This is a genomic window from Nevskia soli DSM 19509, from assembly GCF_000711955.1.
GTDB lineage: Bacteria > Pseudomonadota > Gammaproteobacteria > Nevskiales > Nevskiaceae > Nevskia > Nevskia soli.
The window spans coordinates 164,960-190,784 of sequence record NZ_JONR01000008.1; the positions used below are offsets into that span (position 1 = coordinate 164,960).

At 65.2% G+C, this 25,825-nt stretch carries 19 protein-coding genes and 1 pseudogene; 11 read left to right on the forward strand and 9 right to left on the reverse strand.

Features of this window, described 5'->3' with window-relative positions; translation table 11 throughout:
• The first annotated feature begins 221 nt into the window (after positions 1 to 221).
• The 4 genes from BP26_RS0105200 (at position 222) to BP26_RS30080 (ending at position 1,984) form a co-directional block, all read left to right on the forward strand.
• Positions 222 to 596, forward strand: coding sequence for a hypothetical protein (locus BP26_RS0105200; RefSeq protein WP_029919516.1), 375 nt, complete (start codon positions 222 to 224; stop codon positions 594 to 596).
• Between the two features lie 26 nt (positions 597 to 622).
• Positions 623 to 1,018 (forward strand): hypothetical protein, encoded by a 396-nt coding sequence (locus BP26_RS0105205; RefSeq protein ID WP_029919517.1) that lies wholly within the window; start codon positions 623 to 625, stop codon positions 1,016 to 1,018.
• Between the two features lie 163 nt (positions 1,019 to 1,181).
• Positions 1,182 to 1,427 (forward strand): hypothetical protein, encoded by a 246-nt coding sequence (locus tag BP26_RS0105210; protein ID WP_029919518.1) that lies wholly within the window; start codon positions 1,182 to 1,184, stop codon positions 1,425 to 1,427.
• Between the two features lie 275 nt (positions 1,428 to 1,702).
• A complete protein-coding gene (locus BP26_RS30080) occupies positions 1,703 to 1,984 on the forward strand; it encodes a hypothetical protein (RefSeq protein ID WP_169740648.1) in 282 nt (93 codons plus the stop codon).
• 179 nt (positions 1,985 to 2,163) lie between these two features.
• On the opposite strand, the gene BP26_RS0105220 is transcribed toward BP26_RS30080, so the two are convergent.
• Complete coding sequence (locus tag BP26_RS0105220) at positions 2,164 to 3,030, reverse strand: aldo/keto reductase family oxidoreductase (RefSeq protein ID WP_029919520.1); 867 nt, start codon at positions 3,028 to 3,030, stop codon at positions 2,164 to 2,166.
• A gap of 112 nt (positions 3,031 to 3,142) precedes the next feature.
• Between BP26_RS0105220 and BP26_RS0105225 the strand changes: the two genes are divergently transcribed.
• The 3 genes from BP26_RS0105225 (at position 3,143) to BP26_RS0105235 (ending at position 7,503) form a co-directional block, all read left to right on the forward strand.
• Positions 3,143 to 4,042 carry a LysR family transcriptional regulator gene (locus BP26_RS0105225; protein ID WP_029919521.1) on the forward strand — a complete coding sequence of 300 codons (900 nt, stop codon included), beginning with the start codon at positions 3,143 to 3,145 and terminating at the stop codon, positions 4,040 to 4,042.
• Between the two features lie 274 nt (positions 4,043 to 4,316).
• The gene (gene katG / locus BP26_RS0105230) at positions 4,317 to 6,503 is read left to right on the forward strand and encodes a catalase/peroxidase HPI (protein ID WP_029919522.1); all 2,187 of its coding nucleotides are present in this window, start codon (positions 4,317 to 4,319) and stop codon (positions 6,501 to 6,503) included.
• 142 nt (positions 6,504 to 6,645) lie between these two features.
• On the forward strand, positions 6,646 to 7,503 hold the full coding sequence (locus BP26_RS0105235) for a class I SAM-dependent methyltransferase (RefSeq protein WP_029919523.1): 858 nt from the start codon (positions 6,646 to 6,648) through the stop codon (positions 7,501 to 7,503).
• 42 nt (positions 7,504 to 7,545) lie between these two features.
• On the opposite strand, the gene BP26_RS0105240 is transcribed toward BP26_RS0105235, so the two are convergent.
• The 4 genes from BP26_RS0105240 to BP26_RS0105255 form a co-directional block, all read right to left on the reverse strand.
• A complete protein-coding gene (locus BP26_RS0105240) occupies positions 7,546 to 8,028 on the reverse strand; it encodes a VOC family protein (protein ID WP_029919524.1) in 483 nt (160 codons plus the stop codon).
• Between the two features lie 203 nt (positions 8,029 to 8,231).
• Complete coding sequence (locus tag BP26_RS27350) at positions 8,232 to 12,362, reverse strand: EAL domain-containing protein (RefSeq protein ID WP_157572373.1); 4,131 nt, start codon at positions 12,360 to 12,362, stop codon at positions 8,232 to 8,234.
• Between the two features lie 254 nt (positions 12,363 to 12,616).
• Positions 12,617 to 13,975: an MFS transporter gene (locus BP26_RS0105250; protein WP_157572374.1), complete on the reverse strand. Its 1,359-nt coding sequence runs from the start codon at positions 13,973 to 13,975 to the stop codon at positions 12,617 to 12,619.
• A 204-nt stretch (positions 13,976 to 14,179) separates the two neighbouring features.
• Positions 14,180 to 14,761, reverse strand: coding sequence for a MarR family winged helix-turn-helix transcriptional regulator (locus tag BP26_RS0105255; RefSeq protein ID WP_084182819.1), 582 nt, complete (start codon positions 14,759 to 14,761; stop codon positions 14,180 to 14,182).
• A 61-nt stretch (positions 14,762 to 14,822) separates the two neighbouring features.
• Here BP26_RS0105255 and BP26_RS0105260 point away from each other — a divergent pair, with 61 nt between their 5' ends.
• Entirely contained in the window at positions 14,823 to 15,398 is a 576-nt protein-coding gene (locus tag BP26_RS0105260) for an NADPH-dependent FMN reductase (protein WP_051748358.1), read from the forward strand.
• A gap of 96 nt (positions 15,399 to 15,494) precedes the next feature.
• On the opposite strand, the gene BP26_RS0105265 is transcribed toward BP26_RS0105260, so the two are convergent.
• Both BP26_RS0105265 and BP26_RS0105270 read right to left on the reverse strand, forming a co-directional pair.
• Positions 15,495 to 17,795 (reverse strand): amidase family protein, encoded by a 2,301-nt coding sequence (locus BP26_RS0105265; protein WP_029919529.1) that lies wholly within the window; start codon positions 17,793 to 17,795, stop codon positions 15,495 to 15,497.
• Between the two features lie 190 nt (positions 17,796 to 17,985).
• Complete coding sequence (locus BP26_RS0105270; protein ID WP_169740649.1) at positions 17,986 to 21,015, reverse strand: TonB-dependent siderophore receptor; 3,030 nt, start codon at positions 21,013 to 21,015, stop codon at positions 17,986 to 17,988.
• Between the two features lie 403 nt (positions 21,016 to 21,418).
• On the opposite strand from BP26_RS0105270, the gene BP26_RS0105275 reads away from it, so the two are divergent.
• From BP26_RS0105275 to BP26_RS0105285, 3 genes are all read left to right on the forward strand, one after another.
• Positions 21,419 to 22,474: a type II asparaginase gene (locus BP26_RS0105275; RefSeq protein WP_029919531.1), complete on the forward strand. Its 1,056-nt coding sequence runs from the start codon at positions 21,419 to 21,421 to the stop codon at positions 22,472 to 22,474.
• Between the two features lie 11 nt (positions 22,475 to 22,485).
• Entirely contained in the window at positions 22,486 to 23,664 is a 1,179-nt protein-coding gene (locus BP26_RS0105280) for an asparaginase (RefSeq protein ID WP_051748361.1), read from the forward strand.
• A 285-nt stretch (positions 23,665 to 23,949) separates the two neighbouring features.
• On the forward strand, positions 23,950 to 24,555 hold the full coding sequence (locus tag BP26_RS0105285; RefSeq protein WP_245611712.1) for a rhomboid family intramembrane serine protease: 606 nt from the start codon (positions 23,950 to 23,952) through the stop codon (positions 24,553 to 24,555).
• A 157-nt stretch (positions 24,556 to 24,712) separates the two neighbouring features.
• On the opposite strand, the gene BP26_RS0105290 is transcribed toward BP26_RS0105285, so the two are convergent.
• Entirely contained in the window at positions 24,713 to 25,279 is a 567-nt protein-coding gene (locus tag BP26_RS0105290) for a hypothetical protein (RefSeq protein WP_157572375.1), read from the reverse strand.
• Positions 25,280 to 25,534: 255 nt separating this feature from the next.
• Positions 25,535 to 25,809: pseudogene (locus BP26_RS0105295) on the reverse strand (IS3 family transposase); the annotation flags it as partial.
• Positions 25,810 to 25,825: the final 16 nt, after the last annotated feature.

The following is a 25,825-nucleotide window of genomic DNA, read 5'->3' on the forward strand; positions in this document are numbered from 1 at the left end:
TGGTATAGATTAGAAGGTAAACTTGCAAGTTAGACTTCCTAGTTTGGCCGCTTACTGGATTGAAGCAGATTGATGGCTTTGCAACCGCGTCATGAAAAATTGATCGGGCTTAAGATGGGGGTACTGGGCAATATCGGGAGGTTGCCGAATGGACTGTCGCGTTGGACCGCAAGTGCGTGGCGGCCGTGTTCGGTCTGGTCGGCGTTGGAGCGTGAAAGCTTGTGAGCGTTATTCTTCCTAAGCGTCCCTACCTATTCAGTATCACCTGCTACACGCTGCTGCTCGGCTTCGTGATCATTGTGGGTGTCCGTGGCGCTGAGTTATTTGGTGCCGCTGCACGGTATTGCCAACCCGCGCTCACGTTGGGGCTTCTGTTATTTTGGCTCGGAATGGCTGAGTGCTTCATTCTTTGGATATGGGGTTGGTCGCTCTTACGCACCGCTGACCAATATTCCGGCATGACCCCCGTGTTGTTCTGGCTGGCAATGATCTTTCTCATCCCCTTTGGCGCGCTTTTGTCGTGGCGGTATTTGAGTTCCCGCGCCCAACCAGGCATTCACCCCGACGGCCCCACCTCCGGCGGGTCCGCCGCTTGATTTAGGCGTTGAGCTAGAGCTGACTTATGGCAAGGCTGGTACTGGCATTCGTCGCAAGCGCATTCGCGGCCCTGGTCGTTGTCGTGCTCACCGCTGTCATCTTCGTTTCCGACAGACTGAATCACCCGTTGGCGGTCGCGCTGCATTTCACGATCTTTGGCGCAGTCATCGTGTTTCCGGTGACATTCGTTGGTGGCGTTCCTCTTTACGGACTTTGTCGCCTTTTAGGGTGGGTCAATTGGTGGACGGTCCTTCTTGGCGGAATCGTTCTTTCGGAGGCATATGCTGTTTACATCTACCTCATCAATCAGCCAGGCGCGATCACGCTCGGTGAGTTCGCTACGTGCGGGGCCTCCGGCGTCGTGGCAGCCTTGGTGTTCTCCCGCGTTGCAGGTATTCATCGTGTACCAAGTCAGCTCTAACGACGCGCTGCAAAGCGACGCCCCGGATGTCACTTCGTGCCGTCCGGGTTTCCATCACAGTGAGATGGCTCAACAATGCGCTGGTTCCGACCACCCAATCGCGGCGCGCTCGGGGTTCTTCGCGTTGCTCGGCCGCTGCTGAGCTTGTGGGTTAGGAGGCACGATGTCGCCACTCATCTTCGGCATCGGTGGCTCTATGCTGGCATTGAATACAATCGTCTCGTTTTGCGTATTGTTCAGTCGTGCCTACATTGGGTCCCAGAAGGCGCTCCAGCTATTGCTCATCTGGTTGCTGCCAGTGCTTGGGGCGCTGGTTGCATTCTGGATGTTCGCGGAAGATCAGCGCGAAACCACTCGCTTGACGGGCGACAGATTTGATCCCCCCATGAATCCGCCGGGCATTCAGTGATGCGGGCACCATCTGACTCTGCGTTGAAGCGGACGGCCCGTTTTAGGGCATCTATGCTCCCGTGCGGAGCGAGCCGCGGCTGGGCTATGCGTCTGGCCTCAACAGCAGAAGGGGGTGGTCATGATCGCGGATGAAGTGGAGATCAAATGAGGGCATCAAGGATTTCTCCGCATGGATTCGCGGAAGTGCACCGGTTCCTTTCGGGTCGGGAAACGGATCATGGGCGTTGCGGGATGGATATACTTAATCGCACCCATCAACCGGAGGACCATTACATGAAATTCACGAATCTGCTTCGCGTCACGGCCGTTGGCGTCATTCTCGCGGTGGGCAGCGGCGCGGCTTATGCCAAGAACCAGGGGACGCCGCAGACGCATCACTGCAAGCAGCAGGACGGCACGATGGATATGAAGAAGACCAAGAAGCAGTGCATGGCGGCTTCGGGTATTTGGGCGAAGGATGCCGATGCGGCGGCTCCGGCACCCGCGGCGGCAGCGGCCCCTGCGGCACCGGCCGCGCCGGCTGCTCCGGCAGCGGCTCCTGCGCCGAAGAGCTAAGAAAGCTGTTCGGGAATCGTCGTTTCGGCGAAGGCCGGAGCAATCAAGGCACTGGATCCCGGCGTTCGCCGGGGTGACGATTCGACTCGAGTTTTTGCTGAAGGCAGGCGATGCCCTTGAGCGAACAAGGCCCGTCTCCGTTTCGAAACGGAGACGGGCTTTTTTATGGCGGATCCGGCTTATGCGCCGATCTGGTCCAGCTCCGCCAGGATTTCCGGTGACAGTTTCAGTTCCGCAGCGGCGAGGTTCTCGCGCAGGTGGGCGACGGACGAGGTGCCGGGGATGAGCAGGATGTTGGGGGCGCGGTGCAGCAGCCAGGCGAGGGCGACCTGCATGGGGGGGGCGCCGAGGCGGGTTGCGACATCCGATAGCGTGGATGACTGCAACGGCGAGAAGCCGCCGAGGGGGAAGAACGGTACGTAGGCGGTGCCTTCCTTGGCGAGTTTGTCGATGAGGGCGTCGTCGTCCCGGTGGGCGAGGTTGTACTGGTTCTGCACGCAGACGATGGGGGCGATCTTGCGGCCTTCGGCGATCTGGGCGGGGGTGACGTTGCTCAGGCCGATGTGGCGCACCAGTCCTTTTTGCTGGAGCTCGGCCAGCGCGGTCAGCGGGGCTTCGATCGAGCCTTCGGCGGGGCCGTGGATGTCGAACATGGCGCGCAGGTTGACCACGTCCAGGACGTCGAGGCCGAGGTTGCGCAGGTTGTCGTGGACCGCCTGGGTCAGCTCGGCGGGTGAGAAGGCGGGGATCCAGGAGCCGTCCGCGCCGCGGCGGGCGCCGATCTTGGTGACGAGGAGCAGATCCTTCGGGTAGGGGTGCAGTGCTTCGCGGATGATCTGGTTGGTGACGTGGGGGCCGTAGAAGTCGCTGGTGTCGATGTGGTCGACGCCGGCGGCGACGGCCTCGCGCAGTACGGCGAGCGCTTCCTTGCGGTCCCTGGGTGGGCCGAAGACGCCGGGGCCGGCGAGCTGCATGGCGCCGTAGCCGAGGCGCAGCACGGTGTGGCCGCCGAGGCGGAAGGTGGCGGCCTTATCTTTACCGGACATGACTTCGATGCTGGACATGGTGAATCTCCTTGAAACGTGGGGGCATCGTAAGCGCTGTCCGCTCGTTCGATAATCCGGTATAAAGCGCACAGGCTGTGCGGAATGGCGAACAATGCAGATTGACCTCAACGACCTCAATGCCTTTGTCGCGGTGGCGCGCGCCAAGGGCTTCCGCGAAGGCGCGCGCCTGAGCGGCAGCAGCGCTTCGCGGCTCAGCGAGTCGGTGCGGCGGCTGGAAACCGAGCTGGGGGTGCGGCTGCTCCATCGCACCACGCGCAGCGTGGTGCCGACAGAGGCGGGGCAGCGGCTGCTGGAGCGGCTGGGTCCGGCGCTGATCGAAGTGGAAGCGGCGGTCGACGTGGTCAACGGCTTCCGCGACCGGCCCGTGGGCACCTTGCGGCTGAATGTTCCGGTCAGCGCGGCGCGGCTGGCGTTGCCGGCGATCGTTCCGGCCTTCCTCGCGGCTTGCCCGGAGATCGTGCTGGAGGTGATTGCGGACGACAGCTTTGTCGATATCGTGGCGTCCGGCTGCGATGCCGGCATCCGCTACGAGGAACGGCTGGAGCAGGACATGATCGCGATCCCGGTGGGGCCGCGCTGGCAACGTTTCGCGGCGGCGGCTGCGCCTGCTTATCTTGAGCGTCACGGCCGGCCGAAGCATCCGCGCGACCTGCTGCGCCATGCCTGCCTGCGCGGGCGTTTCAGCAGCGGGGCGATGACGGAGTGGGAGTTCGAGCGCGATGGCAAGGTGGTGCGGATCGATCCGGGCGGTCCCCTGATCGTGCAGGTGGGGGCGGCGACCGATCTCGTGGTGGATGCGGCGGTCGCCGGCACCGGAGTCGTCTACCTGTTCGAGGACTGGCTGCGTCCGCACCTGGACAGCGGTGCGCTGGAACCGATCCTCGAGCCCTGGTGGCCGCGCTTCTCGGGGCCCTTCCTTTACTACTCCGGGCGGCGCCTGCTGCCGGCGCCGCTGCGCGCGTTTGTCGATTTCATCAAGGCTTCACGTTGACCTGCAATTCAGTGCGAGATGCGGCGGACTCGGGATGCCTCGTCGCCGGAGTCATGATCTTTTATCTTGCCCAGGCGTTCAATGGACCGACCGGTATTGTCCCCGGGCATCTGTTCGGTCATGAGATGCGGTGGCCAACGGGCAGCGGCGCTCTCGCGCGCAAGCAACTTCATAGGCGTAATCTATGAACAGCCCAGGACAAAACGATTTTCTAAGTCCGGACGCAGGCGTTAAGGTTGGCCGACTTTCACATCATCTGACAAGCGGAGGAATCATGTCTGCAGAATCCAAGTGCCCGGTTACGGGCGGCGGCCGTAAACACTCGTTGGCCGGGGCCCAGACCAATGCGGGCTGGTGGCCGAACCAGCTCAACCTGAAGGTGCTGCACCAGAATTCCTCCTTGTCCGATCCGATGGACAAGGATTTCGACTATGCCGCTGAATTCAAGAGCCTCGACCTGGACGCGGTGATCAAGGATCTCCAGGCCCTGATGACGGATTCGCAGGACTGGTGGCCGGCGGACTTCGGGCACTATGGGCCGTTCTTCATCCGCATGGCCTGGCACAGCGCGGGCACCTACCGTGTGGGCGACGGGCGCGGCGGGGCGGGCTACGGCACGCAGCGCTTCTCGCCGCTCAACAGCTGGCCGGACAACGTGAGCCTGGACAAGGCGCGCCGCCTGCTGTGGCCGATCAAGCAGAAGTACGGCCGCAAGATTTCCTGGGCCGACCTGATGATCCTCACCGGCAATGTGGCGCTGGAGTCGATGGGCTTCAAGACCTTCGGCTATGCCGGCGGCCGTGCGGACGTGTGGGAGCCGCAGGAGGATATCTACTGGGGCCCCGAAGGCAAGTGGTTGGGCGACGAGCGCTATAGCGGCGACCGCAGCCTGGAGAATCCGCTGGGTGCGGTGCAGATGGGCCTGATCTACGTCAATCCGGAGGGCCCCAACGGCAATCCGGACCCGCTGGCTTCGGCGCGCGACATCCGCGAAACCTTCGGCCGCATGGCGATGAACGACGAGGAGACGGTGGCGCTCATTGCGGGCGGCCATACCTTCGGCAAGTGCCATGGCGCGGCGGATCCCGGCAAGTACGTCGGCCCCGAGCCGGAGGGCGCGAGCATCGAGGAGCAGGGCTTCGGCTGGAAGAACAGTTTCGGCAGCGGCAAGGGCGAGCACACCATTTCCAGCGGCCTGGAGGGCGCGTGGACCACGACGCCGGTGAAGTGGGGCAATGGGTTCTTCGACGCGTTGTTCGGCTACGAGTGGGAGCTGACCAAGAGCCCGGCCGGCGCGCACCAGTGGACCGCGAAGGGCGGCGCCGGGGCGGGCTCGATTCCCGATGCGCACAATCCGTCCAAGCGGCAGGCGCCGTTCATGCTGACCTCGGACCTGGCCTTGCGGATGGACCCGATCTACGGGCCGATCTCCAAGCGCTTCCATGAGAATCCGCAGGCCCTGGCCGACGCGTTCGCGCGGGCCTGGTACAAGCTGACGCACCGCGACATGGGGCCGATTGCGCGATACCTGGGACCGCTGGTGCCGAAGGAAGAACTGCTGTGGCAGGATCCGTTGCCGGTGGTGGATCATGCGCTGATCGGCGAGGCGGACATCACCGCGCTGAAGGCGAAGATCCTTGCCGCGGGACTCACGACGTCCCAGCTGGTCGGCACGGCCTGGGCCGCGGCGGCTTCGTTCCGCGGTTCCGATATGCGCGGCGGCGCCAATGGCGCGCGCATCCGTCTCGCGCCGCAGAAGGATTGGGAAGTGAACCAGCCGGCCGAACTGGCGGCGGCCTTGCAGAAGCTGGAAGCGGTGCAGGCGGCGTTCAATGCCGGCGGCAAGAAGGTCTCGCTGGCCGACGTGATCGTGCTGGGCGGCTGCGCGGCGGTGGAGGAAGCGGCGAGGAAGGCCGGGCACGTGGTGAAGGTGCCGTTCTCGCCGGGCCGCACGGATGCCAGCCAGGCGCAGACCGATGTGGAGTCGTTCGCCTACCTGGAGCCGGTTGCCGATGGCTTCCGCAACTACCTGCGCGCAGGGCAGCAGAGCCCGGCGGAGGAGCTGCTGGTGGACCGGGCGCAATTATTGAAGCTGACGGCGCCGGAGATGACGGTGCTGGTCGGCGGCCTGCGCGCGCTGAACATCAACTTCAAGGGCAGCAAGCTGGGTGTCTTCACGCAGCGGCCGGGCGCGCTGACCAATGATTTCTTCGTCAACCTGCTCGACATGCGGACGCAGTGGCATCCGTCTTCCACGGAAGGCGAGTACGAAGGACGCGATCGCGCGACCGGCGCGGTGAAGTGGACCGCCTCGCGTGTCGATCTGGTCTTCGGCTCGAACTCGCAGCTGCGCGCCATCGCCGAGGTGTATGCCAGCGACGATGCCAAGGAGACCTTCGTCAAGGACTTCGTGGCGGCCTGGGGCAAGGTGATGAACCTGGATCGGTTCGATCTTGCCTGAGTAGCGGACGACTCCCTCGGGGTTGAGGGAGTAGTTTTGCCGGAGATGTTCAAGTCAGCCACCCTTGGCGTGAAGGTGCCAAGGGTGGCTGATGTCGTTTTGGGTAGACTGAATGGCAGCCGGAACCAGGAAGGAGAACGTCATGGCCGACAGGAACGCGGTGGCGCCGGAGGACACGGCGGTGCGGGTTGCCTTGTGGCGGGCGCTGCATGTGCTGGCCGATGCGCCGCCGCATGTGCTCGAGGACGAAGTCGGCTTGAAGCTGGTGGCGCCGGATGCGGGATGGCGCAAGCGGCCGGACATGGGGCCGTTCACGCAGGCTTTCCGCGCCTCCATCGTGGGCCGTGCGCGTTTCATCGAGGACCTGGTGGTGGAGCAGGCGGGGCGGGGCGTGGGGCAGTACGTCATTCTCGGCGCGGGGCTAGATACCTTTGCCCAGCGGCGGGCGGAGCTTGCCTCGCGCCTGACGGTGTTCGAGATCGATGAGCCCGGCCCGCAGGCGTGGAAGCGACAGCGATTGATCGACGTCGGCCTTGGGGTTCCCGCGTACCTGCGGCTGGTGCCGGTGGACTTCGAGGCGGGCGATGGATGGTGGGAGCGGCTGACGGCGTCGGGCTTCGACTCCGGGCGGCCGGCGGTGGTGGCGTCCACCGGCGTCAGCATGTACCTGACCCTGGAGGCGATCATGGCGACGCTGCGGCAGGTGGCGGCGCTCGCGCCGGGCTCCACGCTGGCCATGTCGTTCCTGCTGCCGGTGGAGATGGCGGACCCGGAAGTACGACCCGGTATCGAGCGGGCGATCGCGGGAGCGAAGGCGAATGGCACGCCCTTCCTCAGTTTCTTCCGGCCGGAGGAGATGCTGGCGCTGGGGCGCGAGGCAGGCTTCAGGGAAGTCCGGCATGTATCGACCGCGGCGATTGCCGAGCGCTACTTCGCCGGCAGGACGGATGGACTGCGTCCGCCCGACAATACGGAAGAGTTGCTGGTGGCGACTACCTGAGGTGAGGTGGTCCCACTTTGCAGTGATTTCGACGACGCAGTCTCAACCGCGGATCGCCGCCTCGATTGCGGCGATGTCGATCTTTTTCATCCGCATCATCGCATCGAATGCGCGCCTGGCGACGGCGGGATCGGGATCGGTCACCGCTTGCGTCAGGACGACGGGTGAAATCTGCCAGGACAGTCCCCATTTGTCCTTGCACCAGCCGCACGCGCTTTCCTGGCCGCCGTTGCCGACGATCGCGTTCCAGTAGCGATCGGTTTCGGCCTGGTCATCCGTTGCGACCTGAAACGAGAACGCTTCGCTGTGCTTGAACGCGGCTCCGCCGTTGAGCCCGATGCAGGGTATGCCCATCACGGTGAACTCGACGGTCAGCACGTCCCCCTTCTTCCCCGATGGAAAGTCGCCCGGTGCACGATGCACCGCGCCGACGGAGGAATCGGGAAAGGTTTTGGCGTAAAACCGCGCCGCATCCTCGGCATCGCCATCGTACCAAAGGCAGATTGTGTTCTTTGCGGGTTTCATGTCACTCCTCCGTCAGGATGAACCACCTGGGGCCGGAGTCGATGACGTACTCGCGGCGCGGGGAATCGGGTCCACCGATATTTCGGCATCAACGCACGGCGAAAGTTGCAAGCCTGGGATGGGCGTCACAAGCAGGTGAGGCGCAGCGTGCCCGCCGTGGTTACGATACGCGCGGTTGCATCCCCATTCAATGCCGCCGATGCTCAGGCGATGAGGCCGCTGCGTCCCCGGCGCTGCAGTTGGTCGAATTCCTTCTTGAAGGCTTCCATCGAGACGGCCTTGCTGAAGTGGTAGCCCTGTACGCTGAACTGCTCCTGGGACACCGGCTTGCCGAGGTGGTAGCCCTGCGCGGTGTCGCAGTCGCCGTTGCGCAGGTAGTCGAGCTGTTCGGTCGTTTCCACGCCTTCGGCCACTACGTTGATGTGCAGGCTGTGCGCCAAGGCGATGATCGCCTGCGTCACGGCGCCGTCGCTCGCGCTGTCCGGCAGTTTGCTGATGAATACGCGGTCGATCTTGAGCGTGCTGATGGGGAACTTGGTGATGTAGGACAGGCTGGAGAAGCCGACGCCGAAGTCGTCCACGGCGATCGACAGGCCCATGGCGCGCAACTGGGTCAGGCGTTCCACCGTCTCGGTGGTGTGGTCCATCAGGATCCCTTCGGTGATTTCCAGTTCCAGGTGTTCGGGAGCAAGGCCGCTGCGTTGCAGCGTCGACTGCACCGCATCGAGCAGGTTTCTCTGCCGGAACTGCCGCGGGGAGAGGTTCACCGCCAGCTTCAGGGGTTTCCCGGTGCGCCGCTGCAGTTCCTTCGCCTCGCGGCAGGCTGTCTCCAGCACCCAGTCCCCGATTTCCACGATCAGCCCGCTTTCCTCGGCCACGGGGATGAAATCGGCCGGCGGCACCATGCCGCGCTGCGGGTTGTTCCAGCGCAGCAGGGCCTCCATGCCGATGACCTCGCCGTTGATCAGGCTGACCTGGGGCTGGTAGTGCAGCTTGAATTGCCCGGTCTTGAGGCCGGCACGCATTTCCCCCTCGAGGTTCATCTTGTGTCTGGCGGCGACTTCCATGTCGCGGCTGAACAGCCGGTAGGCATGCCGGCCTTCGGCCTTGGCCCGGTACATGGCGCTGTCCGCGTTCATCAGCAGGAGTTGCAGGTCCTCGCCGTCCTCCGGGTAGCGGCTGATGCCGATGCTGGGCGTGACGAACAATTCATGCTCGCCCACCCGGATCGGCGCGGAAATGCGCTCGACCAGGTTCTTTGCGACCCGCTCGATGTCCGCATCGTCCCTGACGCCTCCCAGCAGCACCGCGAACTCGTCCCCGCCCATTCGCGCCACGGTGTCGGTGCCGCGCACGCAGGCCAGGATGCGCTCCGCTATGGCCTTCAGGATCTGGTCGCCGACGTGGTGGCCCAGCGAGTCGTTGACGCGCTTGAAGTGGTCGAGGTCGATCATCAGGGCGGCGACTTTGCTGCGTTCGCGCCTGGCGCGCTGTATCGCGCTCTGCATGCGGTCCTGCAGCAGCATCCGGTTCGGCAGTCCGGTGAGGAAATCGTGATGGGCAACATGCTGCGCGTACTCTTCGCGCCGCTTGCGTTCGGTGATGTCATAGGCAATGCCGACGAAGCCGGTGATGACTCCGTGTTCGTCGCGCAAGGCGGTGACGGCCAGGTTCACGGGGAAGCGCGAGCCGTCCTTGCGCACGTAGGTCCACTCGTGCTCCTCGGTGACGCCGAAGCGCGCCTTGTGGGCGAAGATCTCGAAGCCCGTTTCGATGGTCTTGCCCAATTCGCTGGACAGTTCGGCGGCGCGGGCCGCGATTTCTTCCTTGTCATGAATCAGGGCGGGAGTCGCCTTGCCGACCAGTTCCACGGCCTTGTACCAGAGCATGCGTTCGGCGGCGGGATTGACTGCCGTGATCAGCCCGGCCGAGTCGGTGGAGATGATGGAGAACGGCGACGCTTCGAGGATCGCTTCGCGCAGGATATTGGCGCGTGCGAGCTGCTGCTCCGCACGGCGGCGTTCGCTCAGGTCCCGTGAAATCTTGGCAAAGCCGATCAGCCTGCCCTGTTCGTCGCGCACCGCGTTGATCACCACGTGTGCCCAGAAGCGCTCGCCGCCCTTGCGCAGGCGCCAGCCTTCTTCCTCGAACCGGCCGGTGCTGCCGGCGATTTCGAGCTCGCGTGCCGTCTTGCCGGCGCGCTGGTCTTCTTCCGGGTAGAACACGGAGAAGTGGCGCCCGATGATTTCCTCGGCCTGGTAGCCCTTGATCAGCATGGCGCCGCGGTTCCAGGAGACGATGTTGCCGTCCACGCCCAGCATGAAGATGGCGTAGTCGGCGACGTTTTCCACGATCATGCGGAAGCGCTGGTCGAGCTGGCGCGCATGCTGCTCCGCGGCGCGCTTCTCGGTGATGTCGGTAAAGGAGGTGATCACGGCGCGCTCTTTGCCGGCTTTTCCGCTCGGGATCGGGGCCGTGTTGACGCTGATCCAGCGCAAACGCCCATCGGTTCCGCGCAGGCCCATGATCACGCCGTTCTCCGCCACGCCGGTGCGCAAGGTGCGCATCGCGGGGTGGTCTTCGGCGGTCCAGGCGCTGCCGTCTTCGTGGGTGGCCTGCCAATGCGGATCCAGCAAGCTGCGACCGTTGAGTTCGTCCGGGGCCAGCCCCAGAATCCGTGCCGCCGCCGGATTCGATGCCAGGATCCGCGATTGGGAGTCCTGCAGCACCAGGCCTTCATGCAGGGATTCGACCACGGTCTTGTAGCGGCCTTCGGTGGCGACCAGGCGTTGCGCCATGGCGCGCACGCGTCCGCGCAGCCAGGCCACGGTGGCGATCACCAGCAGTCCGACGACGGAAAAACCCCATAGCAAACCACGACGGACCGGTCCGTAAAGGTCACCGGCATCCAGGCGTACCAGGGAGATCAGGCCGGTGCCGCCGACCGGGCCATAGGCAAGCATGTCCGGGCGCCCCTGATCGCCGGGGATGCGATCGGTGCCTGTCGTTCCACTCATCGCGGCCTGGATGACATGGATTTCGGCAGCGCTGCGGTCCTTCAGCCAGTAGGGCTGCGTATTGCCGTCGATGGCTATACAGGCTGCTCCGCCGCTGGCGATTCCGCACACGGCGAGGATGCCGCTGCGTCCCGGTTCGGCGGTGGGCTGGAGCATTTTCTGCAGCATGGGAAGGCGCTGCTCGGCCACGATCTCGCCGACCACGCCCCGCGCGTCGCGCAGTTGCATGCGGTTGCGCAAGGCCAGGCCGTTGTCCCAGGCCAGGCTGGCTTTGCCCTTGGCGGAGACCTTTGCCGGCAATTCGATCTGGTTCGCGGGAACCGGCGCGCCTACCGATGCAATCCGGGCGCCATCGACCGAGCGCAGTTCGATGCTGTCGAATCCGAATTGCGCGATATTGTCGAGTTCGCTCTGCAGCGCCAGACGACTCTGCTTGTCGGCCGGGTTTGCGGCCAGTGCGCGCATGCGTTGTGGCAGCGAGGTCTGGGTGCCGATCACGGCGGCGCGTACGCTGCGCTGCTCCAGGGCCAGCGTCAACAGGTCGGCTCTGGCCGTTTGCGCCGCCTGCAGGTTGCGTTGCAGGGCTTCGCTGCCTTCCTTGCGCAGGACCCAGAGGCCGGTGGCCGCCGAAAGCAGCGCCACGATGACCAGCGCGGTGGTCCCCACGATGACGATGTGCCGCGCTTCGGTGCGGCTCACCAACGGCTCGGACCATGCCAGCCACAATGCGCTCGCCAGGATGATCGTGCCGATCGCGGTGTGCAGGGCCATTTGCGCCATCGGATACCAGCTGTACAGCGGCTCCAGCTTCATGGCGTAGCCGAATACGGTGGTCAGACCGATGGCGAACACTACGGCGATCAGGGTTCGCGCGATGGCGAAGTAAGGGCGGCGCCGGCCCAGGCGCAGCATGAGCACCGAGGTGCTGGCAAGGATGAGGGCTATCGTGGTGGCGGGCGACATCTGCCCGGGCGAAGCGTTGCCGGTGGCATTCCAGGCGTGAAAGGCGGGAAAGTTGATGCCGAGTTTGTTGCCGCTCACGATCTGCGCCAGGTTGGCCAGCGCCAGCAGCAGAACCGGCCCGGCGCAATAGAGGGAAGCGCGTTCGGGCCGCTGTTTCGCCGCTGCCGATGCGTGGAGAAAGAGCGCGCAGCCGAGCAGGCTGAAGCTCAGTGCGGTGTTGAACACCATGGCCGCCAAGCCAGGAAGGACTGTCGTCAGCGGCGCGATATGACCGATCCAGCCAAGCATCACCAGCATGCCCAGGCCGATCAGCATCGCTGCCAGCGACTGTACAAACACCGGATTTCGCCTCACCTTCCTCTCTTCCTGTGCACCATCCTGTTCGATCCAGGATGGTCGTCATTGGAACCCGCCAGAGACGCGCTGGCGCGCGCGGTTGTTCCGGGACATTTTGGAGAATATGGAGCCTTGGCCACTCGAAAGGCCATGGCGGGGCGCTTTTTTCGACAGCGAACGCGCGTGATTCTGATGAAAGGTAGGTCGAACGGTGGTCAGCGGCTGGAGGGGGGCTTTAACGGGAGGGCATGCGGGGAAGGCCGGTGTGCTTCTCAGGCCCCGCCTTTGCGCAGGATCAGGGCGCAGCAGCCGGAGAGGGCGCAGGCCGCGGCGATGCTGATGAGTGCGGCGTGGAAGGCCGACAGGAGTTCGGCGCCTTGCGCGGCGAGTACGCCGGACAGCATGGCGATGGCGAGCAGGCTGCCGGTTCTGGCCACGGCGCTGTTGAGGCCGGAAGCGACTCCGGTATGCGTCTGATCGACGGATGAGAGCACCGCCGTGGTCAACGGCGCCACGGCGCAGGACATGCCGATGGCGATGACGATGAGGCCGGGAGCGACGGTGGCGAGGTATCCGGGTTGCGGGCCGATCCGCAGCAGCAGCAGCGTTCCCGCCGCCGCCACGAGCGGTCCTCCGATGAGCAGGGGGCGCGCGCCGATTCTTCCCGCAAGGCGGCCGAATGTCGGCGAGGCGATGCCGAGGATGACGGGAAGGGGCAGCAAGGCGGCGCCGGCGGCGGTGGCATCGTATCCACCCAGCCCGATGAGGATGAAGGGGATGATCATGAACAGGCTGCCCATCGCCGCGTAGAGCAGGAAGGTGAGCGCGGTCAGCCCGGCGAATTCATAGGACGAGAACAGGGCCAGCGGCATCATGGCGCGGTTGCCCAGCCTGCGTTCCAGCAACAGGAAGCCGGCCATGGCCGCCAGGCCGAGGCCGATGGTGATGGCGGAGGTGAAGCCCCGGTTGCCGGGGACACTGGCGAGGATGATGCCCCAGGTCAGGCAGAACAGGCCGAGTGTGACGATGAGGGCGCCGCCGGCATCAAGCGTCACAGCGCCCTTGTGCCGGTTGGCGGGGACGAAGATCAGGGCGCCGATGATGGCCGCGGCGGCCAGCGGCAGGTTGATGATGAAGATGGAGCGCCAGCCGAAGTGGTCGATGAGGAAGCCGCCGAGCAGGGGGCCGATTGCCGAAGCGCCGGCGCCCGCGGACGCCCAGAACCCTACGGCTTTGCCGCGCGCTTCGCCCTGGAAGGTGTCGCTGAGGACGGCCAGGCTGTTGGGCATCAGGATGGCGGCGCCGAGACCTTGTCCGCCCCTGCCCACGAGCAGCCATGCCAGGTTCGGCGCCATGGCGCAGATCAGCGAGGCCACGGCGAAAATCGAGATGCCGGTGACGAGCATGAAGCGGCGGCCGAGCTGGTCGCCGAGGGCGCCGCCGGTCAGGAGCAGGGCGCTGAGGGGTAGCAGGTAGGCATTGATGGTCCAGTCCAGGCCGGATGCGTCGCTGTGCAGGCTGTCGCCGATGGCGCGCAGGCCGACGTTGACGACCGAGCTGTCGATGAAGGCGAGGCTCGATGCCAGGACGGTGGTGACCAGTGCGCCGGTCGGGTGCTTCGGGAGGGGCAGGTTAACGGGGCGCTCCGAAGATCAGATGCTGTGTTTGGTTGCCTCTTTGGCCACTTTAACCAAAATCCGGAGGAGGCTTCTTGTGTTGAGCCAGTTTGGTGTGCGTGCAGTGCTAATAGATCGCGTCAATGGGTTGAGCGTTCATCCGGCGCAATGCGCTTCGCCCCTCGATACACGTTGCTTCGCAACGCACTCGGGACAGGCTTATTGCGCCCTTGGGCTACGGGCTCTGCCGGGGAACGGCGCGGTCCTGGTTTTCCGGCGGCCACGCAGGCCGCTGTTCGCTGAAGCGGTTGCGGTGGAAATCGCGTCGGAGTCTTCTTTCGCGAACTCGATCTTTTGCCGGTCCTTCATCGCGTCCGCGAACTTGCGCAGCAGTCTGGGAAGTTGCTCGCGCTCCTCATTGGTCCAACCGTTGAGCAGTTGATCCAGGAGCAGCCTGCGGGCGGTGGTGATGGCGTGGATGGTGCGGGCGCCGGCTTTGGTGATCGTTGCTTCCCTGATCCGCATGTCCTCCCGGCCCGGCTGGCGGGCGACCAGGCCGAGTTCTTCGAGCTTCGCTATCTGGCGGCTGACGGTGGATGGATCGCGGCCCACCTGCTCGGCCAGTTCGGCGACGCCAATCGAAGCGGCGGCGCCGACGCGGACCAGGAGCGGGAACAGGGCGCGGTCGAGGGCGACACCAGCCTCGCGCAGCAGGACGTCATCCTGGCGCGGGCTGTTCATGCAGCTGACGAGGTCGATCAGGGCAAACGCCAGGGTGTCGATATTGCGTGTATTGTGCATGCTTTACTTGTCCGGATGGCCTGCGTATATTGCATGTATCTTACATGTAAATGAGGGTGTCATGGAACGCAAGCCGACGGTGCTTCTGATCATGGGCAGTACCCGGGCCGGCCGGATCTGCCCGAAGATAGCCGCGTGGGTCGCGGACATCGGACGGTCCTGTACTGGCCATGCCTATGAAGTGGTGGACCTGATGGACTGGCCGCTGCCGATGCACGATGAGCCGGGGATTCCCGCCAAGGGCGTATACGCCCAACCGCATACGCGGGCGTGGAGCGAGAAGGTGGCGGGCGCGGCGGCCGTTGTCTTCGTGACGCCGCAATACAACTGGGGTTATCCGGCGCCGCTGAAGAATGCGCTGGATCACCTGCACCGGGAGTGGCGCGGCAAGCCCGCCGCAATCGTCAGCTACGGCGGGCACGGCGGCGGCAAATGCGCCGAGCAGTTGCGGCAGGTGGCGGGTGCCTTGAAGATGCGCATGGCGCCGACAGCGCCGGGGATCGTTCTTTCGGATGCGGTGATCCGGGAGGGTGCGCCGGTCAATCCCGGAGAGGATTTCGGTGCTTACGTCGAGTCGGTCAGGCAGGCGCTCGGCGAGTTGACGGTGCAGATGGACGAGGCCGGGCGATCGGAGTGAGAGTGGGGGCAGGGTGGAACGTTTTATTGCGCCGGATGAGTGCTCATCCGGCGCAATGCGCTGCGTTTATTCCGTCTTGCGATTTGCGTCTTGGGACTATTTGTTCACCGGGCCGAAGTCGGGTGGCGGTTTGCGGTGGTGGGTGGCGGCTTCGTAGGCGGAAGCCACCTTGAACAATATGGGTTCGTCGCCGGGGCCGCCCCAGAAGGAGAGGCCGACGGGCATGGGTTCGGCCATGGTGGAGGGCTGGGTTTCGTTGGCGAGTTCGACGTAGGCATCCTTGGACTTGTTGAGGGTGAAGCTGGGCTCATAGATGACGGAGTTGAAGCCGGCGGGGACGGTGAGTTCGGGGATGCCGAGGTCGGCGCTGGTGGGGAAGCGGCCGACCGGGCGATTGTTGACCACGGGCTGCGCGGCGTGGCCGATCAGGGCCGGCGGGATGGTGGTGGTGGGGTTCACCAGCACGTCGAGCTTGTTCTCGCGCATGACCTTGAGGATCACCATGCGCATGGCGTCGCGCATCTTGACGCGCTGGTTGATGCCGGCGGAGGCGAGGTCGGTGCGGTCTTCCCAGTTCTTCATGGCGACGGTGCGCCGTTCGGAGAAGTAGGTGGCGTTGGCGTTGAGGCTGGCCCAGTCGTTCACCCGCGCGTCGCCGCGGCGGACGAGGTAGTCGGCGAAGTCGAAGGCGAAGCTGAAGGTGGGCGGCGAGCTGGTGATGGTGCGCAGGTTGAGCTTGTCGGACAGCGGGGCCTGGCCTTCGGCGACTTTCACCGCGTAGTCGCGGTTGGCCACGTCATAGCCCTGCACGGCGAAGCTGAGGGCGCCGTCGGCGTTCTTCTTCTGCACGTACTCCGGCATGTGCAGGGGCAGGATCTCGGCCATGGCCTGCTGGAAGGTGTAGCTCATGTTGGGGACGGTGGGATCGTCCGGGTACAGCGGGTCGTGGGACTCGACCAGTTCGGCGCCGAGCTGGTCGCGCAGCACCTTCTTGATCTCGGCGTCGATCTGGTCGCTGATGGCCTTGTCGTTGGCGCTGTGCTTGACCATGTATTCGCGCACGATGCCGATGCGCATGCCGGCCAGCGGCTTCTTGCCGGCCTTGAGGTTGGCCTCGGTGAATTTGGCGTAGGGCTCTTTCGAGATCAGGCCGTTGGGCAGGGCGCTGTAGATGTCGCGCGGATCGAAGTAGCCGCGCTGCGGATCGCGCACGGCGTCGAGCACGATGGCGGTGTCGCGCACGGTGCGGCACTGGATGCCGGCGCGGTCGAGGTAGGGATCGGCGCCGATGGCGCCGCCGTAGGGCAGCAGGCCCTTGGTGGTGACGAGGCCGACCACGCCGTTGCGCCAGGCGGGCTGGCGGCAGGAGCCGCCGGTCTCTTCGCAGATGGAGCATTCGGCGAGGTTGGCGCCGACGCCGGCGGCGGAGCCGGCGCTGGAGCCGCCGGTTTCGCGCGCGGTGTCGTAGGGGTTGCAGACCATGCCGCCCCAGGTGCTGCGCGCGCCGGCGCCGTAGGCGTGCAGCAAGACCTTGGCAGCGCCGCCCGGATCGCCGCTGCCGGCGTTGTATTCGTCGAGGTTGGCCTTGGCGTAGATGATGGCGCCCTTGGCGCGCAGTTCGGCGACGATGGTGGAGTCTTCCTTGGGCACGTCCATGGCGTACTTGACGTCGCCGCCGCCGGTGGAGCGCATGTCCCTGGTGTCGTAGACGTCCTTGAAGGACATGGCGGCGCAGTACATCGGCAGCTTCTTCAGGTCCGGATGGCGGCCGTATTTCTTGTCCATCGCCGCCGCGGTTTCGAGGGCGTCGGGCTGCTGGCGCAGGGCTTCGCACTCGGCCGGGCAGTGGGCCGGCAGGGCGTCGGTGCCCGGGGCGGCGTCGCAATCCATCGGGCAGGATTCGGAGCGTTCGCCGCGGATGTTGAGGGTGCTGAGGGCGTTGACCTGCCCGGCGTGCGGATGGCCGACCAGCATGCCGTATTGCAACTGCACGGCGGGATCGGACTGGCTGTTGCCCATGTGGCCGTATTCCAGCGGCAGGCCCTTGTACTGGTCGAGGTCCGGCAGCAGGGTGGAGGCGGCGACGGTGTCCGTGGGAAATTTCAGCGGGGCGCCCGCGCGCACCGCGCCCGGGCCGGGCGAGACCGGTGCGCCATCCTGCGTCACCAGGCTGGTGCACATGCCGTTGTAGGCCTTGGCGCGGTCGATATAGGCCTGCACTACGCCTTCGCAGGTGGTCTCACCGGACTGGATGGCGTGCTGCACGTCCTCGATGCTCGCTTCCTCGATGTGGAAGCGGTGCGCCTTGCCGGCGGCGCTGGCCGGCGCGGATGCGGCGAGGCCCAGCAGCAGGGCGCTGGTGAGTCCGGCGGCGAGCCGCGTGCAGGCCGAAGCCATCCTGTCCCTGGGGTATGCGTTCAACGTGTCTCGCTTTGCCGTCGGCGCGGCCGTTCGATGGGAGGGTCGACGGGCCGGCGCCCGCGATCACCTGCGTCTCCCCTTCAAGACGCGCGCGGGCGCCGCCACCCTACGTGGGCGGGTGGGGCATGCGGACGGGGGTGCCGGCCGATGGCAGCCGTGGCTGGCTTCAGAAATCGAGCTTGGCGGTGAACTGGTAGGTCTGGCCCGGCATGACGGTGGCGGTGTTGTCGGTGGAGTCGTTGTTGCGGGCGCGGAAGTACAGCTTGTTGTTGATGTTGTAGCCGTTGAGCCGGAGGTGCCAGCGTTGCTTGTCCCAGCTCACGCCGGTGTTGATCACCAGGGAATGGGGCAGGACGATGGTCTGGGTGCGGTCGAGGTAGGCGGAAGACAGGTAGACGCCGCCGAGGCGCACGGTGAAGCCGTCGCCGAGGGCATAGCTGCCGTTGAGGCCGAACTGTTTTTCCGGATCGCCGGTGCGCTTTTCGTATTGCTGGAGCAGCGACGAGGGAATGCTGAGCCAGGTGCGCCCGCCGTAGAGGAAGGCCTCGGCGGGATAGATGACCTTGCCGGTCGCCGGGTCGACCACGTCCTTGAAGCCGAGCTGGCGGGCGTTGAGTTCGACCATCTCCTGGCTGTTGTAGACATATTTCGAACTCTGGAACAGGGCGTAGCCGTAGATCTCGGCGGCCCGCGTCGGGTTCCAGTGGAACTGGCCTTCCAGGCCCTTGGCCCTGGTCTGGGTACGGTAGACCAGGCCGGTGGGGTTGATCGGGCCTTGCAGGTCGGCGCGGTCCTGCTGGTACGCCGACAGGCTCATGAACAGCTTGCCGCCGAGCAGTCCCGCCTTGATGCCGGCTTCCTTGAGTTTGGAGTTGCCGATGTAGCCGCCGGGCGCGGTGACGATGGCGGGGTTCATCATGTTGTTGGTGTCGTCGAGCACATCGGCCGAGTGCGCCAGCGTGACGTAAGGGTGCAGGCCCCAGGGCAGGCGCTGCGACAGGCTCAGGCTCCAGGAACGGCCCGAGCTCCAGCCGCCGGCGTGCTTTTGCGGCGAGGTGCCGCCGGGCGCGGCGGAGGTGCCGGTGACGGCATTGAAGCGTTCGTAATCGGTGCTGCTGGCGTTGGAGCCGTCCCAGCGGCCGCCGGCGAGCAGGTTGGTGTTGCGCAGCAGGTCGATGTCGAGCATGGCGCCGACGCCGAACTCGTCGTAGGAACTGTAGCGCGACACGGTGGGCGGCGCGCCGGTGGCGACGGTGGGATTCTCGACCCAGTTCCAGAAGGTGGTATTCGGTACCAGCTGTCCGGAGTTGGCGCCCATCACGTCCTGGCGGTAGTCGAAGTCGTCGCCGGAGTTGATGAGGCGGGCGCGGGTCAGGCGGTAGTTCACCGAAGCCACCGAGTTGACGGCGAGCCAGCCCGGCAGCAGGTCGGCGGGAATCCTGCGGTCGATGGTGAACTTGTCTTCCAGTGCGTGGGTGTCGAGGAATTCGCCGTAGGGCAGGTTGGAGTCCTTGGTCTGCGACAGGTTGTCGAGGAAGAGCTGGTTCTTCAGGGTGAAGTCCGGGTCCTTGTCGTCGATCAGGTCGAAGTAGTACAGCCACAGGCCGGCGTCCTGCTGCCGTTCGAAGGCGCCGTTGCGGTGCCAGTCGATGCGGGTGTAGCCGACGCTGCGCGGATCGAGCACGAAGCCTGCCGGCAGCTGCCCCGAGATCGGCAGCGGGCCGCCCGCGCCCTGCGCGCGCAGCAGGCCGGTGGGGTCGGCTTCGGGATGGGCGTTGAGATAGGTCAACATCGTCTGCGGGATGCCGGCGATGGTGGGGAATTTTCCGGCCGGATAGGGTTTGCCGGTGACCGGATCGGTGGGCCAGGTGAAGTATTGCAGCAGGGGCTGGTTGCCGGTGCCGAGGGCGCCGGATACGGGAGAGTTGCGCTGCGTGTCGAGGTAGCCGATGCGGCCGTCGCCGTCGGCGTCGAGATTCACCAGCGGCATGCCGGTCACGTAGCGGCCGGTACTGATCAGGTCCTGGGTCACCCGGTTCATGTAGGAGCCGGAGGTGATGGAGTTGGAATACTGCGCGCCGGTTTCGAGGCGGAAGGGGCCGGCGAAATCGTTGAGCGTGGTGCTGGCTTGCAGGATCTTCTGGCGGACCTTGACCTGCTCGACGAAGTCGTCGGAGTCCTCGAACAGCCCGAACAGGTAGAAGCCGCCGGTCCTGCCGGCCACTTCATAGGGCGCGCCGACGCCGGCCTGGGCCTCGGTCTTGCCGTAGGAGCCGGCGGTGGCCTGGACGAAGCCCTTCAGTCCGGACAGGTAGGCGCCGGCCTGGTCGCGGGCCGACTTGGGCATCATGTTGGTGTAGCCGCCCATGGCGCCCATGCCGTAGATCGGCGAGGGCGGGCCCTCGACGATTTCCAGGGAGTCCACCGCATTGAGATCGGTGCGCGCGTGCCCTTGCAGCGTCAGCCGCTTCATGCCGCGGTAGAAGGCGTCGGAGGCGAAGCTGCGCACGTTGACGCCGCCTTGCAGGTCGTAGCGCGTGGTGGTGAAGGTGCCGGGCACGACGCGCAGGATGTCCTCGACGGTGGTCACGCCCTGGTTGTCGAGCTGCTCGCGGCTCACGGTCGAAATGGTGCGCGGCGTTTCGATCAGGGGCTTGTCGAAGCCCAGGGCGAAGTCGCTGGATTGGGTCGCCGGGGTGCGCGCCGCGTGTCCGATCACTTCGATTTCACTGAGTCGTGCGGCGCTGCTGCGCGCGGGCGTGGTTTTTTTTGCCGGGGCGCCCGGCGCGGGTGTCGCATCGGCAGGCTCGCGGGCCCTGGCGGGATCGTACAGGGCGATGGTGCGGTGGTTGACGTAGCGCCAGGACAGGCCGGAGTTGGCGATGAGCCGGCCCATGGCGTCCGCTGCCGGCATCGGTCCGGCGACGCGCGGGCTGTTCCTGTTCTCCACCGTGCCGGTGTCGTAGACGATCTGCAGGCCGCTTTGTTCGCCGAAGCGTTCCAGCGCTTCGGCCAGGTGGCCGGCGGGGATGTCGAAGGCAACGGCCTGTGGGGGTTCTTCGGCGGCGACGTTGGCCTTGGCATCGGCCAGGCAAGCGAGCGCCGCGCAGAGCGCGAACAGCATCTGGGCGATGCGTCCGGTGCGGCACGCGGATGCGATGCGTAGCGCGCCCTGCGCAAACACGGATTCAGCCAAGCCGGGCCTCCCGCTTGCGGCCGGCGACGCGGGGGACGTTCGATCCTGCAAAGGGCATGAGGCTATTGTCGGCTGTCGTGGTCGTGCAGAGGCTTGCATGCCAATGTGGTATTTCGCAGCGGTGTTTCAAACAGGTCTGACGCAGTGATCAAGACGCCTCCGGATGAGCCGCAGGGATTGAAGCGGCGCTCCGGCCAGGGGCTGCGGCCGCATCCGTGGCTGCTTCGCAGCCACGTGGTTATGCAATAAACAGGCCCTCTTGCCGGCGGCATGTCCCCAAGGTGAGCCGCCGCGGCCTTGTTCCGCAAAGAAAAAAGGTAGGGGTTCGGGCTTCGCAGGCGTCTGGCTACAGAAGGGGCTTTCGTCCCCGACCGAACCCCCGCCCAAGGAACGATAGAACGACATGGCGCGATTCCGATTGCTGCTCACCCTGCCGGCCGCGCTGTGCGCGCTGGCCTTCAGCCTCAATGCCGCCGCGGCGGATCTGCCGCAGGTGAAGCTGTTCACCACCGGCGGCACCATCCAGAGCCGCGCCAGCAACCGCGACAAGATGATGGAGTACACCGACGGCCGCAAGGTGGAGCCGCAGGAGCTGCTCGACGAGTTGCCGGAGCTGAAGGCGATCGCCCGGATGAGCTACCTGGAGATTTCCAACGTCGGCACGCCGCATCTGCACAACACGGAGCAACAGCTGCAACTGGCCAAGGCGATCAATGAATGGCTGGCGCGGCCGGAAGCCGCCGGCGCGGTGGTGACGCACGGTACCGCGATGCTGGAGGAGACCGCCTATTACCTGAATCTGGTGGTGAAGTCCGACAAGCCGGTGGTGGTGGTGGGCTCGATGCACCCGTGGAGTGCGATCAGCCGCGACGGGCCGATGAACCTGTACAACGCGGTGCGCGTGGCCGCCGACCCCAAGGCGCGCGGGCAGGGCGTGATGGTGCTGCTCAATGACGAGATCGACGCGGCGCGCGACGTGACCAAGAACAATACCTATCGCGTCGACACCTTCGTCAGCCGCGATCTGGGGCCGCTGGGCTATGCCGACTCGGACCGCGTGGTGTTCTACCGCAAGTCGCTGAAGCGGCACACGGCGAAGAGCGAGTTCGATGTGAGCAAGCTCACCACGCTGCCCAAGGTGGATATCGTCTACGCCTACCAGGATGCGGACCGCGCGCCGATCGACGCGCTGGTCGCCGCCGGCTCCAAGGGCATCGTGCTCGATGACAGTGCAGACACCTTCCCCGATGCGACCAAGGACGGGCAGGCCAAAGGCGTGGTGTTCGTGCAGAGCGACCGCAAGGGCAGCGGCCGCGTGATGCTGAGCGAGAAGGCCGCGGGCAAGGGGCTGGTCACCGCCGACAACCTCAATGCGCAGAAGTCGCGCATCCTGCTGCGCCTGGCGCTGACCAAGACCTCCGATCCCAAGGAGATTCAGCGGATGTTCAACGAATACTGAAACAGACAGCCATGCAGACCTTCGATGTGACGTTTGTGCGCTCCCTCCGCCTGCTGCTCGGCGGCGTCCTGGCCGCGGCTGCCGCCGTCCCGGCGTTGGCTGCCGACCCGGCCCCGATGGCGGCGGTGGTGCCGCCGGAGATCCCCCAGTCGATCCCGATGGAACCGGCGCCGAAGAATGCGGCGGCGTTGCCGCACGTGGTGCTGATGTCGATGGGCGGCACCATCGCCAGCCGCGCCAGCACCCGCCTCAACATCACCAACTACGGCGGCAAGGGTGTGCCGCGTGTGAACCCGGAAGACTGGATCCACGATCTGCCGGAGCTGGCCAATGTGGCCCGCGTCACCACCGAGGACTTCCGTCCGCCGGAGGACCGTCCCACCGGCCCGGAGACGTTCGCGGACCTGGAGATGGTGGCGAAGCGGCTCAACGAGCTGGCGCAGGACCCGAGCGTGGACGGCGTGGTGGTGACGCACGGCACCAACACCATGACCGAGGTGGCGTATTACATGGACCTGGTGGTGAAGACGCACAAGCCGATCGTGTTCGTCGGTTCGCAGCGTCCGTGGAGCGGCCTGTCGGGTGACGGCCCGCTCAACCTGTACAACGCGGTGCGCGTGGCGGCGTCGAAGGATGCCTGGGACAAGGGCGTGCTGCATTGCATGAACCAGAACATCAACGCGGCGCGCGATGTGATGAAGACCAGCGCTTACCGCGTGCAGACTTTCCGCGGGCCGAATGCCGGGGCGCTGGGCTTCGCCGATCCGGACCGCGTGGTGTTCTACCGTGAGCCGGTGCGCAAGCACACTTATCTGTCCGAGTTCGCCGGGGTCGATTACAAGTCGGTGCCGGCGGTGGAAGTGGCCTACGGTTATGAGGAGACGCCGGGCTATCTGATCGACGCCATGGTGGAGCATGGGGTGAAGGGCATCGTTATCGACGGTACCGGTGCCGGCAGCGCCACCACCTCGCAGACCGAGGCGATCAAGCGGGCCCAGGCCAAGGGCGTGATGTTCGTGATGACCACGCGCACCCGCAGCGGCCGCGTGCAATTCACGCCGCGGCGCCGCGAGGCGAACATACTTTCCGGTGACGATCTGCAACCGGAAAAGGCGCGCCTGCTGCTGCAGCTGGGACTGACCAAGACGACGAACTTCGAGGAGTTGCAGCGGTACTTCGACGAGTATTGAGGGTGCGGACACTCGATGCGCGAATCTCGCGGCATGGAAGCCGTCGTTCGCCACGGCTTTCAGTCGGGGGCTGGCGGCCCAGCCAGCCCCCGACTGGGGACCCGGCGGCGGAGCAGCCGGTGGACTGACGGCCCGCCGGCGCCTACGACGAGGCGCGGCACGTCCCGGCCAGGCACGCTCTTCAACACATTTTCGCTGTGATCGCTTGACCTGGATCAACGCCGCGAAAGCCCGGGGGCCTAAACTGTGAGCTAATTTCCTTGAGGCCGCCCGGGCCAACGCGGCGTGAGCGATGTGTCCAATCCAGTCATGACACGGCTTACCTACACTCTGCTGATTGTGAATCTCGCGGCGTTTGCCCTGGAAACACAGCTCGGCGACACCCAGCTTGCCGCCTTGCTGCTTTGGCCCGTCGGTCCGCATTTCCGGCCATGGCAACTGTTGACCAGTGCGTTTCTGCACGCAAATCCGCTGCATCTGGCCACCAATATGTTCGGCCTGTGGATGTTTGGCCGCCCAGTGGAGCGTGCAGTAGGCTCCCTCCGGTTCGCGGAGCTCTACGGCGCCGGCCTGGCAACAGCCGGCGTAACCCAGCTCGTGGTCGCCAGCTTGCTGACCGACAAGGTCCCAACCTTGGGCGCATCCGGCGCCCTGTTCGGCGTACTGGCCGCTTTTGCCATTCTTTTTCCCAACCGGATCATCGTGCTGTTGTTTCCGCCCATTCCCATGAAGGCCTGGGTATTCGTGCTGCTGTATGGCTTGTTCGAGCTGATCTCAGGGGTTGGCGGACTCCAGCCCGGAATAGCGCACTTTGCACACCTCGGTGGCCTGTTCGGCGGTGTTCTGATGGCCGCGTACTGGCGCCGGGAGTACCAGGAGCTGCTTGTGTGAATGCCGGGCATAGAGCGGTTCGGCCGTAGTCACCCAACCACCTGCGCTGGTACATACCAAGCAACCCTCGCGCCAGATCACAGCGTGCGCGCCGCGGTCCGGGTATGGCCAAGCGTCGCCTGTATGCGCCGTTCCGGCCCGGCCGAGGTTTGCAGCACTAGACTTTCGGCAGGCGCCATCCCTGTACGATGGCCCACGTGGCTGCAAGGGTGAGAGCCAGCGTGCGCGCGAGATGCGCGGTTTGAAGCTGTCGATAGGCCTCGTCGGTGAACCCATGTTCCTGCATGTCACCCTGCGCTCCGGCGGCGAAGGGGGTGGTGAGGATCGAGACGATGCATAGTGTCGCGATCGCCCAAACCACCCGGCGCGAGAGGCGTCCAGGCGCACTCCACAAGGCCAGTGCCCACACCAGACAGGTGAGGCCGTATGGCAGCACGACGATCGGCAAGCGGCTGGTATAGCCGCGGCTGAATGCCTGCAACGCCTCGTTGCCGAGCGCATTCATATCGACGTGAATGCGGTACACGTTGAAGAACAGCAGCCAGGCAACGCCAACCTCAAACCACAGCAAAGCCACGCCGGCGGCCTGCAAATGGTTTGCCACGCCCTCTCTCATCAGGGTCGGGAGCGGACGCCGCCGGATGGCGACAGTTGCAACGGCAGCCAAGTAAAGCAGCAGTGAGGCGGCCAGCGTCGCTAGAAAGCCCATGAAGTAAAGCGGCATGATTGAAGCCCCGAATCCGTTCGTTGGATACTGGCGAGCACAATCCGCGAAGTGCGCGCCGCAAGTGTGCAGGAAAGCTTCCGCAGCCATTCCAGGCGGCTGACTCACGATTCCTCGCGGGTAATATCGGACTTTTCAGCCCGCCCGACAAGCGTGAACCAGATGCATGCTGTGACGTCGGACACATCGGCCGCGCGCTCCCGGTCCACTCACCGCTGCGTCAACCGAGAGTCGCTCGGTTTTCCAGGCACCGGGTTAAGCTTTTTGCAGTTTCTCATAGGCCGCCGGACTGATATAGCCCGGAGTCGAGTGACGACGCAGCGGATTACAGAACCGCTCGACGTAGTCGAAGACATCCGTCCGGGCTTCGTCTCGCCAGCGATAGTGCTTGTGCGAGGTTCTTTCGGTCTTGAGCGACGAGAAGAAGCTCTCCATCGCCGCATTGTCCCAGACGTCTCCAGATCGGCTCATGCTGCACTGGATGCCGTTATCCGTCAGCAGCGCTGAAACTGCTCGCAGGTGTGCCGGCTGCACATGCATGAAATG